A 12,629-nucleotide genomic window follows, 5' to 3' on the forward strand; every position below is an offset into this window, starting at 1 on the left:
TTTCGTTACTTCCACTTATAACCAGAATCACGTAAAAAGGCGCCTGCTAATATCTGTCCGAATTACCGACACAGGAATAATTCTATGCGCCTCACCCGGTTTTTGGCCGCTGCCGCCGCGACCTCTCTGCTGCACGGCACTGGCTACCAACGGCTATTTCAGCCACGGCTACGGAACCATTAACGCGGGTATGGCCGGCGCGGGCACAGCGCTATCCCAGGACAGTATCGCTGCAGCAACCAACCCGGCCGGCATGGCGTTTGTCGGCAGCCGCGTGGATGGTGGGCTGGAGATTTTCTCCCCGCGCCGGCGCTATGATATCGAGGGCGGAGCTCCCAATATTCCCGGCCAAACCTTCTACCTGGCACCAGGCACCGTGCAAAGCGAAAACGATGCATTCCTGATTCCACACTTTGGCTACAACCGGGCGATGGGCAACGGCCACAGCTTCGGCCTGTCGGTATTTGCCAATGGTGGTATGAATACCGAGTACGAACCTGGCGTCGCGGGCACCTTTGGCGCTCCCGGCAAAACCGGCGTCAACCTAGAGCAGCTGTTTATTGCCCCAACCTGGTCCTGGGAGTTCTCTGACGGCCAGGCCCTGGGTATTTCACCCCTGATAGCCTATCAGCGATTTGAGGCAAAGGGCCTTGGTGCGTTTGCGGGTTTCTCTTCAAACCCGGGGGCCCTTACCAACAACGGCACAGACGAAGCCTGGGGCTATGGTTTGCAAATCGGTTGGCAGGGCGAAGTCACCGACACCCTGCGTGGGGGCCTGAATTTTCGCACCATCCTGGAGATGGAAGAGTTCAACAAATACGAAGGCCTGTTTGCCGAACAGGGCGGCTTCGACATCCCCCAGATGTTCAACGCTGGCATCGCCTGGTCCGGTATTGAAAACCACTGGCTGCTGCTGGATGTTCAGCACATCCGCTACAGCGAGATCAACAGCATCGGCAACCCGATGATGCCTGCGCTCGGAATGGCAGCCATGGGTGATGCGAATTCCCAGCTTGGCGCCGACAACGGCCCAGGCTTCGGCTGGGACGACATGACCATCGTCAAACTCGGCTGGCAATGGCAGCAAAGCAACGAACAAACCTGGCGCGCCGGCGTCAGCTACGGCAAACAGCCCATTCCGGATGAAGAAGTCCTGTTCAACATCCTGGCCCCGGGCGTACAAGAATGGCACTTCACCGGCGGGTTCACCCACCAGGTCAGCGACGCACTGGAAGTGTCCGGCATGACTTTCTACTCACCGCGCAAAAACGTTCGTGGCGACAACCCCATGGGCCCCGGCCAACAAATCGAGCTGAGCATGAGTCAGGTGGGTGCGTCCTTCAGCGTCGGCTATCAGTTCTGAGCCGACGCCAGGTTGCTCGCCGTAATCCCCACAATCCGCTGACGGGCTTCCCGGCTGGCCCAGGCGGAATGGGGAGTGAGAATCAGGTTCGGAATATTTTCAGCCAACAGCGGGTTACCGTTACGGGGCGGCTCCTCAGTCAGCACATCAAAGCCAGCCCCGGCAATCTCGCCCTGGCGTAACGCTTCCGCCAGCGCCACCTCATCCACCAGGCCACCACGGCTGGTGTTGATCAGCAAAGCCGTCGGCTTCATCAAACGCAGTTCCCGCTCGCCAATCATATTGCGGGTTTCATCCGTCAGCAGGCAGTGCAGCGTCAGCACATCGGCCTGAACCAACAGCTCATCCAGTGGTAGGCGCGGGTAACCATCCACCTCTCCCGGTGCCTGCCCTGGCCGGCAACCGAGCACGACATTCATACCAAACGCTTTCGCCCGCTCGGCCACGCCCTGCCCAAGATCGCCGTAACCCACTATCCCCAGCGTCTTACCTTCCAGCTCCATAATCGGGTGATCCATCAGGCAGAACATATCGCTCTTGCCCCAGGTGCCATTACGGGCATCACGGTTGTAATCCAGCAACCGCGTGGCCAGCGCCAGAATCAGCGCCATGGTGTGCTGGGCCACGGTGGAACGGCCATAGTGAGTCACATTCATCACCTGGATACCGTGTTCTTTCGCGGCCACCTGATCAATGTTATTCAACCCGGTGGCCACCACCGCAATCGTCTTCAGCTCCGGGCACGCCTCAAAGTGTTCGCGCCCAAGCACCACCTTGTTGACCAGCACCGTATCAAAGCCCTGAATTCTCTCCAGCACCTGCTCCGGCACCGTGCGGTCGTGACAGGTCAAACCGCCCGTCACCTGCTCAATCGGCGACAAGTCCACATCCGTGCCAAGGGTAAGGGCATCCAGAAAGACCGCTTTCATACGTTTCTCCTGTCTCAAGATGGGCAAAGAGTAAGCTAGACTGGTGAAAACGAGCAAATCCCGGGAGGCACACCATGGAACATGAATTCTGGCACGAACGCTGGGCGAAACAACAAACCGGCTTCCACGAAGGCACCGTTAACCAGTATCTGCATGACCACTGGCCGGAACTGGCCGGCACCGGCACAGACGCGGTGTTTGTTCCTTTGTGCGGCAAAGCCCACGACATGTGGTGGCTGAACGACCGGGGCCACCCGGTCATCGGCGTGGAACTGAGTGACATCGCTTGCAAAGACTTCTTCGAAGAAGCCGGTGAAAAAGCCAACGTCCACCCAGGCGAACCCTTCACCACCTTCAAACACGACGACCTGCAACTCTGGTGCGGTGATTTTTTCCAGCTGGTACCGGACGACCTCAAACATGTGCGCCTGGTTTACGACCGCGCAGCACTTATCGCGCTGCCCCCGGAAATGCGACAAGGGTACGTCGACCACTTGACTGCGGTGACGCCCGAGGGCGTTCAGATGCTACTGATCACCCTCGATTACGACAGCAACGAAATGCAAGGCCCACCGTTCAATGTCAGCGATGACGAAGTCTTCAAGCTGTATGGCGAAGACTATGAAATCAGCCAGGTGCTCAAGCAAGACATGGCCAGAGACAACCCATTCGCAAAAAGACGAGGGCTGAGAAACGGCGCCTCAGAAAGCGTCTTCACGCTGACAAAGAAATAAAGGTTCCAAATCCTCAAAGGCGCCCCGGCTCTGATCGACGTATGCCGGGGCAGCCCCCAAAGGCCCAAATCCCGATAACATAATTTAATGAACCTAATTTGAACCCCAACTGTCCAACCCCCGTAACCTGAACTAAGCTCAAATTAAACAGGCCGGAACACCCCGGATAACGTACAACTGTTTAGCAGAACCTCCCATTAACCCAATAACCAGCACACACCGCCGGGATCGGCGGCGTACCAGCAACGGGGACATTGCGTGACCTAAAACCGTTTTATAACAAGCGAGAGTAAGCGAGGGGCTATCTATGACCATACTGCAGCACTTCAAAGACCGGTATGAGCAGACTCAAGAGGAGGAATACTCCCTTGAAGAATACCTGGAGATCTGCAAAAAAGACCCGGCAGCCTACAGCACCGCCGCAGAGCGCATGCTGATTGCCATCGGCGAACCAGAACTGATCGACACCTCCCGTGACCCTCGCCTGTCACGCATCTTTTCCAACAAAGTCATCAAACGCTACCCTGAGTTTTCCGAGTTCTACGGCATGGAAGAAGCCGTGGAAAACATCGTGTCTTTCTTCCGCCACGCCGCCCAGGGCCTGGAAGAAAAGAAACAGATTCTCTACCTGCTCGGCCCGGTCGGCGGAGGCAAATCTTCCCTGGCGGAAAAACTCAAGGCCTTGATGCAAAAAGTGCCCTTCTACGCCATCAAAGACTCCCCGGTGAACGAAAGCCCCCTGGGCCTGTTTGACCCGGACGAAGACGGCCCGATTCTGGAAGAAGAGTACGGCATTCCGGGCCGTTATCTGAAAAACATCATGTCGCCCTGGGCGGTCAAACGGCTGCACGAGTTCGGCGGCGACATCAGCCAGTTCCGGGTGGTGAAGCGCTACCCCTCGGTGCTGGATCAGATCGGCGTGTCCAAAACCGAGCCAGGCGACGACAACAACCAGGACATCTCGGCCCTGGTGGGCAAGGTCAACATCCGCATGCTGGAAGACTACTCCCAGGACGACCCGGATGCCTACAGCTTCAGCGGTGGCCTGTGCAAGGCTAACCAGGGCCTGATGGAGTTTGTGGAGATGTTCAAGGCGCCCATCAAAGTGCTGCATCCACTGCTGACTGCAACCCAGGAAGGCAACTACAACACCACCGAAGGCATGGGGTCTGTGCCGTTCGATGGGGTGATCCTGGCCCACTCCAACGAATCCGAGTGGCAGACCTTCCGCAACAACAAGCACAACGAGGCCTTCCTGGACCGGGTGTACATCGTCAAAGTGCCTTACTGTGTCAGGGTTTCGGAAGAAATCGAAATCTACCGCAAGCTGCTGAAAAACAGCTCCCTGTCTGGCGCACCCTGCGCTCCGGATACCTTGGATATGCTGGCCCAGTTCTCCGTGTTGTCGCGCATCAAAGAGCCGGAAAACTCCAGCATCTTCTCAAAAATGAAGGTGTACGACGGCCAGAGCATCAAAGACACGGATCCAAAAGCCAAATCCATTCAGGAATACCGGGATGCCGCCGGCGTGATGGAGGGCATGGATGGCCTGTCGACCCGCTTTGCTTTCAAGATTTTGTCCAAGGTGTTCAACTTCGACACCACCGAAATCGCCGCCAACCCGGTACACCTGCTGTACGTGCTGGAAAAGCAGATCGAGCAGGAACAGTACGCCACCGAAATTCAGGAAAGATACCTGCGCTTTATCAAGGAATACCTGGCGCCTCACTACGTGCAGTTTATCGGCAAGGAAATCCAGACAGCCTATCTGGAAAGCTACAGTGAATACGGGCAGAACCTGTTCGACCGCTACGTCACCTATGCCGACTTGTGGATTCAGGACCAGGAATTCCGGGACCCGGAAACCGGCGAGATCCTGGACCGCTCCTCCATCAACGACGAGCTGGAGAAAATTGAGAAGCCTGCAGGCATCAGCAATCCCAAGGACTTCCGCAACGAAGTGGTCAACTTTGTGTTGCGCGCCCGGGCCAACAACCAGGGACAAAACCCGAGCTGGCTCAGTTACGAGAAACTGCGTAGTGTGATCGAGAAAAAAATGTTCTCGAACACCGAAGACCTGCTGCCGGTGATCTCGTTCAATCCGAAGGCCAGTCAGGAAGACCAGAAGAAGCACAAGCAGTTTGTGGAACGCATGGTCGATCGTGGGTACACCGAGAAACAGGTCCGCTTGCTCGCCGAGTGGTATCTGCGTGTGCGTAAATCCCATTAACCGCCAGCGGGAGCAGTAATATGGGTATGACCCACATCGTCGACCGGCGCCTGAACGGCAAAAACAAGAGCGCAGTGAACCGGGAACGGTTCCTGCGCCGGTACCGCCATCACATCAAGAAAGCGGTGTCTGAGGCTGTCCAGAAACGCTCCATCACCGATATTGAACGGGGCGAAAAAGTCAGCATCCCGGCCCGGGACATCCAGGAACCCGTGTTTCATCACGGTCCGGGTGGCCGCCGTGAGGTCGTGCACCCCGGCAACCAGGAGTGGGTAGCCGGAGATACCATTCCCAAACCCGAGGGCGGTGGCGGCAAAGGTCAGGGCCAGGGGCAGGCCAGTCCGGACGGCGAAGGCATGGACGAATTCGCGTTCCAGATCACCCAGGAAGAGTTTCTGGAATTTCTGTTTGACGACCTTGAGCTGCCGAATCTGGCTCGCAAGAAGCTCAAAGATACCGAAGCCTTCAGCTACGTCCGCGCCGGCTTTACCAGCCAGGGCGTGCCCGCCAAACTGGATGTGGTGCGTTCAATGCGGGGCGCCCATGCTCGCCGACTTGGCCTGGGCGGCGCCCGTAAAAAGAAAATCAAGGATCTGGAAAAAGAGCTGGAAGCCTTGCAAACCGCGACTGAGGATCTGGACCCTGCGTTCAGCCACCAAGACCAGATCAAAGTGCTGGAAGACGAAATTGCACGACTGAAAGCCAACGTCAAACGCATTCCCTTCATCGATGAGATCGACCTGCGCTACCGTCAGCACCAGAAGCAGCCCAAACCGGCCACCAGTGCGGTGATGTTCTGCCTGATGGACGTGTCTGGCTCCATGACCCAGATGCACAAAGACATCGCCAAACGTTTTTTCATCCTGCTCTATCTGTTCCTGAAGAAAAATTACAAGAAGATTGAGGTGGTGTTCATTCGCCACCACACCAGCGCCAAAGAAGTGGACGAAGAAGAGTTTTTCTACTCACGGGAAACCGGCGGCACCATCGTCTCCAGCGCCCTGAAACTGATGCATCGCATCATTGACGCCCGCTACTCACCGGCGGAATGGAACATCTACGCTGCCCAGGCTTCCGACGGCGATAACTGGAACGACGATTCCCCGGTGTGCGGCAAACTGCTGGCCAACAGTATTCTGCCCCTGGTGCAGTATTACTCCTACATCGAGATTACCCCTCAGGACCACCAGATGCTCTGGTACGAGTACGAAAAAATCCTGGAGCAATTTCCCCAGAGTTTTGCCATGCAGCAAATTGCAGACCCAGCCGATATCTACCCGGTATTCCGACAGTTGTTCGAGAGGAAAGTGGCATGAGCAGCCTGATTGATCGCCCGAACGCACCGGAGCGCGAGCAACCCAAGGCAGGAACGCCCATTTCCACCGGCTCCGAGTGGACCTTCGAGCTGATCCAGAAGTACGACGAGGAAATCGCCAAGTGCGCGGCCGAGTTTGGCCTGGATACCTACCCGAACCAGGTAGAGGTGATTACCGCCGAGCAGATGATGGACGCCTACAGCTCCGTCGGTATGCCGGTGGGCTATCATCACTGGTCGTTCGGCAAACAGTTCTTGCAAACCTCCAAGGGCTACCAGCGCGGGCAGATGGGGCTGGCGTACGAGATTGTGATCAACTCCAACCCCTGCATTGCCTATCTGATGGAAGAGAACACCCTGCCCATGCAGGCGCTGGTGATTGCCCACGCCAGCTACGGCCACAACTCCTTTTTCAAAGGCAACTACCTGTTCCGCACCTGGACCGACGCCAGCGCCATTATCGATTACCTGGTGTTCGCCCGGAACTATGTCTCCGAGTGTGAAGAACGCCACGGCGTGGACGCGGTCGAACAAATCCTCGACTCCTGCCATGCGCTAATGAACTATGGTGTGGACCGCTACAAGCGCCCATCACCCATCTCCGCTGCGGAAGAAGTGCTGCGCCAGAAAGAACGGGAAGAATACCAGCAACGCCGAATCAACGACCTGTGGCGCACGATTCCGAAGCCGGAAGAAGACGACGATCCGGTCAAGCGCAAGCCGCGCTTCCCGTCGGAGCCTCAGGAAAATCTGCTGTATTTCATCGAGAAAAACGCGCCCCTGCTGGAAACCTGGCAACGGGAGCTGGTGCGCATCGTGCGTAAGCTGGCCCAGTACTTTTACCCCCAGCGCCAGACCCAAGTGATGAACGAGGGCTGGGCTACCTTCTGGCACTACACCCTGCTGCACCGGATGTACGAGAAAGGCCTGGTCACCGATGGCTTCATGCTGGAATTCCTGCAAAGCCATACCGCTGTGGTGTACCAGCCACCGTTCAACAGCCCCTGGTATTCCGGCATCAATCCTTACACCCTGGGCTTTTCAATTTTCACCGACCTGCGGCGGATCTGCGAACACCCCACCGATGAAGACCGCGAATGGTTCCCGGACATCGCCGGCAAAGACTGGCTGGAAACCCTGCATTTCGCCATGCGCAACTTCAAGGACGAGAGTTTTATCCAGCAGTTTCTGTCGCCCAAGGTGATGCGGGATTTGAAGCTGTTTGCCATTGAAAATGACGATCAGGAAGATCACTACACCGTCACCGCCATTCACGATGATCCGGGCTACCGAACGCTACGGGAGAAACTGGCGCGACAGTACAACCTCAGTTATCGGGAACCAAACATTCAGGTGTGGAATGTGGATGTGCGTGGCGACCGCTCGCTCACTCTGCGCCACATTCCTGTCGACCGGGTGCCTCTGGGCAAGGAAACCGACGAAGTGCTCAGGCACGCGCACCGGTTGTGGGGCTTTACTGTGCACCTGGAGAGCGTGGATGAAGGCACAGTGGTCGAGGAACATCACTGCCCCCCGGGAAGCACCGAAGAGGAGTGACCGGCCCTCACATCGAGGGCGGCTTCAGATCGGTTTTGGGAATAATGCGGCGGCCATACATCGCCAACAGGAAGCCGATGGGGAACATCAACACGCCATAAACCGCAGCCGGCACCGACATGGTGCTGGATTCGAGCAGGGTCAGAGTCACCATCAGGCCAATGGTGCCGTTTTTTACACCCAGCTCGACCGCAACGGCCAACGATTCACGTTGAGTCAGCCCTGCGAGGCGCCCCGCCAGCAGTCCCAACAGAATGCCTGCCACGTTCAACAAAATCGTGGCTGGCCCGGCCTGCTTGAGCAGATCCCACAACTGATCACGCACACCAAACACCAGCACCACAATCAGGGCCGCCAGAACAATCCCGCCAAACAGGCTGACAATGCTTTCCGCCTTGCGTGCCACCTCCGGCTTGCGGGACCGCACCAGCATTCCGATCGCTACCGGGAACAACACGATACCCACCAGCATGCCAATGGTCTTGCCCACCGGTAACACAATGTTCTCGCCTGCCCCCAGAAAATGTTGCAGCGCCATGTTGGTAAACAGGGGCAAGGTCAGAATCGTGATCAGGCTGGCGGAAACGGTGAGGACAATCGACAGGGCAATATTGCCCCGCGCCAGCAACACAAAGAGATTGGAGGTGGTCCCTCCCGGGCAGGCCGCAATAATGACAAGACCCACGGCAATGGCGGGCGAAACACCGAACAGGTAGGCCAGCCCAAAGGCAACCATGGGCATCAGGAAAATCTGAGCAACCGTACCCACCACCAGGCCGCGCGGATACACCGCCACCTGGCGAAAATCCCTGACGGTCAGGGTCATGCCTATACCAATCATGATGATGAACAGCGATATCGGCAGACCTGCCGATATCAACGGGCTGGATTCCACAAAACCTCCGGAAGTTATTGTTATTAAATTCTGTTGCCTGAAATTAGCACACTACCCACCATATCGGGAGCGGCGATAAGCAACATTATGTAACGGTGAAATACTGCAAAAGTACACTGTTGCGACGGTGGTTCTGGTCGTCCAAACGGGCCTAAATCAGTATACTTGCAAGCAACAATCAAAATACGACGAATGGTGGAGATCACAAAGGAATGAAACGTCTCAACACACTGGATGCCTCATGGCTGGCTGTGGAATCTGAAGACACTCCCATGCACGTGGGCACGCTGCAGATTTTTTCATTACCAGACGATGCATCTGAGACCTTTCTGCGGGATATGGTTGCCCGCATGAAAGAAGCAGGCGATGTAGCAGCACCCTGGGGATACAAGCTGGCCTGGTCCGGCTTTCTCGGAAGATTGCTTGCGCCGGCCTGGAAGAAAGATAAGGACATCGATCTCGATTATCACGTCAGACACTCCGCCCTGCCTCGCCCTGGCGGCGAACGCGAACTGGGCATTCTGGTGTCACGCCTGCACTCCAACCCACTGGATTTTTCCCGGCCTCTCTGGGAATGCCACGTTATTGAAGGGCTGGAAAACAACCGGTTTGCCTTGTACACCAAAATGCACCATTCCATGATTGATGGTATCAGCGGTGTACGCCTGATGCAGCGCGTGCTGTCTTCAGATCCGGATCGCAAAAACATGCTACCGCCCTGGACGGTTCGGCCTGAAAAACGCCGAGGCAGCAAAGCCGACAAAGAAGCCAGTGTTCCAGGTGCCGTCTCACAGGCCATGGATGCCCTGAAACTGCAGGCCGATATGGCACCGCGCTTATGGCAAGCCGGTAACCGGCTGGTGCACTCGGTGCGTCATCCGGAAGATGGTCTGACAGCACCCTTTACCGGCCCGGTTTCCATCCTGAACCATCGGGTGACGGGTCAGCGTCGGTTTGCGACACAGCACTATCAGCTGGAAAAGCTCAAAGCGCTGGCTCACGCCTCCGGTGGATCTCTGAACGATATCGTGTTGTACCTGTGCGGCACGGCCCTGCGCCGCTTCCTGCTGGAACAGGACAGCCTGCCCGACACCCCTTTAACGGCGGGCATTCCGGTCAACATCCGGCCGGCAGATGACCAGGGCACAGGCACCCAGATCAGCTTCATGATCGCCTCACTGGCCACCAACGAAGCCGACCCACTGAACCGCTTGCAGCAAATAAAGGAATCCAGCCGCAGGGCAAAGGAACATCTGCAGAAGTTGCCCAAAAGCGCTCTGACCCAATACACCATGCTGTTGATGTCGCCTTATATCCTGCAACTGATGTCTGGCCTGGGTGGGCGGATGCGGCCGGTTTTCAACGTGACCATCTCGAATGTGCCCGGCCCGGATCACACCCTTTACTACGAAGGCGCGAAGCTCGAGGCAACCTATCCGGTGTCACTGATCGCCCATGGCGGCGCGCTGAACATTACCTGCCTGAGTTACGCGGGCTCGCTCAACTTCGGTTACACCGGGTGCCGGGATACCCTTCCGAGCATGCAAAAGCTGGCGGTGTACACAGGGGAAGCACTCGATGAACTCGAAGCCCTGGTTATGCCACCAAAACCAAAGCGGGTAAGAACGAAAAAACCCTGAGCACCCGAAGCCAGGCGGAAAGCCTCAGGGCTCCGCCTGGCTCCTTTGCCAGTGTCCGGCACCGATAAAAATCATTTGCAGAAAACGAGTAGTACGCTTGCGCACCTGGCCGATCTGGTAATCATCGTCCGCTGAAATACTGAGTAAATCGGTCAGACTGAACGCCACCGTTCGCACAATCAGATCGCAGGTCATATCAAGATCCGCATCGCTCAGGTGCTCCATCAACCGGAGCCTGCGCAGATCGTTGGCAAGCTCGCTGGCAAAGAAGCGCATTTCACTGCGGATACCCTCCTGAACCGCGCGACTCTCCCCCGCAAGGCCCTGCGCCATAAACAGAAAGAAGCTGCGATTGGCCTGAGCATGAGCAACAAAAATCCCGACTGACTCTTCAATCAGCTTGTCAGCCTGAAGCACATTGGCACGGGCTTCCCGCATCATACGCCTCAACACCAGGCCCAGCTCATCGACCAACTGCAGCCCCAGATCGTCCACGCTGCGGAAATGCCGATAAAATGACGTCGGCACCACGCCCGCCTGCCGGGTTACTTCCCGAATGCCGATGCTGGCAAAATGCCGCCCTTTACCAACCAGCTCCAGTGCCGCGCTCATCAACTTGTCCCGGGTCTCACCCGGCCTTCTTCTTTGTTTATCTGCCATCGTTTCGCCTGTACCACGCTCACCAGGTTCACAAGTGTACACATTAGACCGGATAAAAACCGTCCAGGCTTGTCATTATGGGTCAACCGATAGCCGGGACCATTGTTCAGAGGCCGACTCGTGTGTACATTCGTACACATAAGTGAACAACTGTACACATGACACTGTACCTGACGCCTAACGAACACGGAGAACATCCATGCTGGCAAGAATCACACACACCAAGGCCCTCCACTGGCTAGGCCGGCAATTACTGAATCGCGACAACCCGGCAGCCTACTTCGACCCGCTAGCCGAGGCGATCAACCCCATGTGGGTACAAGAGTACACACCCGCGATGGTGGAGCGCATCACGGCGGAAACCTCAGACACCAAAACCTTTGTTTTGAAACCCGCCAAGCGCTGGACCGGCTTCAAGGCCGGTCAGCATGTGAACATCTGTGCCGACATTGACGGCATTCGACGCACCCGGACGTTCAGCCTGTCCAGCTCTCCCCTCCTTTGGGAAAGCGAAGGCCGGATTACTCTCACCATCAAGCGGCTACCGGGCGGCCTGGTAACCAACTGGCTGCACGACTCGCTGAAGGATGGTGACGTCGTGGGTTTGACCGCAGCCTTCGGTGAATTCCTGATTCCAACACCGGCCAAACCGGTGCTGTTTGTCGCCGGTGGTAGCGGCATCACGCCGATTCTGAGCCAACTTGAAACCATGGCGGATCAGAATTACCGGGCACCGGTGACGCTGCTTTACTTCGTTCGCACACAGAGTGACGTGATTGCCGGAGAAAAATTGACCGCTCTGGCGGCACGCTATTCGGCCTTGTCCCTCAAGATCATTACAACTCACGAAGGTAAAGAACCGCGCTACCTCAACGACAACGATCTTGCAACGGTACCAGGCCTGAAAGCTCGGGAAGTCTATCTATGCGGCCCGAAGGGCTTGATGGATCTGGCCAACGACCTGCTGCGCCAGCGTGGTCTGAAAGACACACAGATTCACAGCACCTTCTTTGCACCACCGGCACAAGCAAACCTCGACAACGATCAACTCGGTGGCGAAGTCACGTTCAGCTCCAGCAATCTGAAAGTCGGCTCAGAAGGCGACGCAAACTTGCTGGAAATAGCCGAAGCGGCCGGCCTTAAACCCCAACATGGCTGTCGCATGGGCATCTGCCACCAATGCAGCTGCCGGAAAACCAGCGGCACCGTGGTAAACCGTTTGACCGGCAAAGTGTCCGGCCCGGGCGAAGAAAGCGTCCAGCTTTGTGTTTCTGTACCCCAGGGCCCGGTTGCCCTGGATGTGTAA

The 12,629-nt window shown here is 56.8% G+C and carries 10 protein-coding genes; 7 read left to right on the plus strand and 3 right to left on the minus strand.

Annotated elements, in window-relative coordinates; all coding sequences use genetic code 11:
- The first annotated feature begins 190 nt into the window (after nt 1–190).
- Nucleotides 191–1,363 carry an OmpP1/FadL family transporter gene (locus QPL95_RS10300; RefSeq protein WP_303290886.1) on the plus strand — a complete coding sequence of 391 codons (1,173 nt, stop codon included), beginning with the start codon at nt 191–193 and terminating at the stop codon, nt 1,361–1,363.
- On the opposite strand, the gene QPL95_RS10305 is transcribed toward QPL95_RS10300, so the two are convergent.
- Nucleotides 1,354–2,292, minus strand: coding sequence for a D-2-hydroxyacid dehydrogenase (locus tag QPL95_RS10305; RefSeq protein WP_303290887.1), 939 nt, complete (start codon nt 2,290–2,292; stop codon nt 1,354–1,356). The genes QPL95_RS10300 and QPL95_RS10305 overlap by 10 nt on opposite strands.
- Before the next feature lie 74 nt (nt 2,293–2,366).
- On the opposite strand from QPL95_RS10305, the gene tmpT reads away from it, so the two are divergent.
- The 4 genes from tmpT (at nt 2,367) to QPL95_RS10325 (ending at nt 8,128) form a co-directional block, all read left to right on the plus strand.
- Nucleotides 2,367–3,026, plus strand: a complete 660-nt coding sequence (gene tmpT / locus QPL95_RS10310; RefSeq protein WP_303290888.1) for a thiopurine S-methyltransferase — start codon at nt 2,367–2,369, stop codon at nt 3,024–3,026.
- A 307-nt stretch (nt 3,027–3,333) separates the two neighbouring features.
- The gene (locus QPL95_RS10315) at nt 3,334–5,256 is read left to right on the plus strand and encodes a PrkA family serine protein kinase (RefSeq protein WP_303290889.1); all 1,923 of its coding nucleotides are present in this window, start codon (nt 3,334–3,336) and stop codon (nt 5,254–5,256) included.
- A gap of 26 nt (nt 5,257–5,282) precedes the next feature.
- Nucleotides 5,283–6,572: a YeaH/YhbH family protein gene (locus QPL95_RS10320; protein WP_303291235.1), complete on the plus strand. Its 1,290-nt coding sequence runs from the start codon at nt 5,283–5,285 to the stop codon at nt 6,570–6,572.
- A complete protein-coding gene (locus QPL95_RS10325; RefSeq protein ID WP_303290890.1) occupies nt 6,569–8,128 on the plus strand; it encodes a SpoVR family protein in 1,560 nt (519 codons plus the stop codon). Before QPL95_RS10320 ends, QPL95_RS10325 begins: the two co-directional genes overlap by 4 nt.
- A gap of 7 nt (nt 8,129–8,135) precedes the next feature.
- On the opposite strand, the gene QPL95_RS10330 is transcribed toward QPL95_RS10325, so the two are convergent.
- Entirely contained in the window at nt 8,136–9,023 is an 888-nt protein-coding gene (locus tag QPL95_RS10330) for a bile acid:sodium symporter family protein (protein ID WP_303290891.1), read from the minus strand.
- Between the two features lie 212 nt (nt 9,024–9,235).
- Here QPL95_RS10330 and QPL95_RS10335 point away from each other — a divergent pair, with 212 nt between their 5' ends.
- Nucleotides 9,236–10,663 (plus strand): wax ester/triacylglycerol synthase family O-acyltransferase, encoded by a 1,428-nt coding sequence (locus QPL95_RS10335; RefSeq protein WP_303290892.1) that lies wholly within the window; start codon nt 9,236–9,238, stop codon nt 10,661–10,663.
- 24 nt (nt 10,664–10,687) lie between these two features.
- Here QPL95_RS10335 and QPL95_RS10340 read toward each other — a convergent pair whose 3' ends face one another.
- Nucleotides 10,688–11,323 carry a TetR family transcriptional regulator gene (locus tag QPL95_RS10340; RefSeq protein ID WP_303290893.1) on the minus strand — a complete coding sequence of 212 codons (636 nt, stop codon included), beginning with the start codon at nt 11,321–11,323 and terminating at the stop codon, nt 10,688–10,690.
- A gap of 199 nt (nt 11,324–11,522) precedes the next feature.
- Between QPL95_RS10340 and QPL95_RS10345 the strand changes: the two genes are divergently transcribed.
- Nucleotides 11,523–12,629, plus strand: a complete 1,107-nt coding sequence (locus QPL95_RS10345; protein ID WP_303290894.1) for a ferredoxin reductase — start codon at nt 11,523–11,525, stop codon at nt 12,627–12,629.

Origin of the sequence: Marinobacter sp. SS5-14b, from assembly GCF_030541005.1 — a bacterium.
Lineage (GTDB): Bacteria > Pseudomonadota > Gammaproteobacteria > Pseudomonadales > Oleiphilaceae > Marinobacter.

Bases quoted from the DNA above. Each gene is read 5' to 3' on its own strand.
- tmpT (WP_303290888.1), top strand. From the start codon at position 2,367: ATGGAACATGAATTCTGGCACGAACGCTGGGCGAAACAACAAACCGGC.
- QPL95_RS10320 (WP_303291235.1), top strand. From the start codon at position 5,283: ATGACCCACATCGTCGACCGGCGCCTGAACGGCAAAAACAAGAGCGCA.
- QPL95_RS10315 (WP_303290889.1), top strand. From the start codon at position 3,334: ATGACCATACTGCAGCACTTCAAAGACCGGTATGAGCAGACTCAAGAG.
- QPL95_RS10325 (WP_303290890.1), top strand. From the start codon at position 6,569: ATGAGCAGCCTGATTGATCGCCCGAACGCACCGGAGCGCGAGCAACCC.
- QPL95_RS10345 (WP_303290894.1), top strand. From the start codon at position 11,523: ATGCTGGCAAGAATCACACACACCAAGGCCCTCCACTGGCTAGGCCGG.
- QPL95_RS10340 (WP_303290893.1), bottom strand. From the start codon at position 11,323: ATGGCAGATAAACAAAGAAGAAGGCCGGGTGAGACCCGGGACAAGTTG.
- QPL95_RS10335 (WP_303290892.1), top strand. From the start codon at position 9,236: ATGAAACGTCTCAACACACTGGATGCCTCATGGCTGGCTGTGGAATCT.
- QPL95_RS10305 (WP_303290887.1), bottom strand. From the start codon at position 2,292: ATGAAAGCGGTCTTTCTGGATGCCCTTACCCTTGGCACGGATGTGGAC.
- QPL95_RS10300 (WP_303290886.1), top strand. From the start codon at position 191: ATGGCCGGCGCGGGCACAGCGCTATCCCAGGACAGTATCGCTGCAGCA.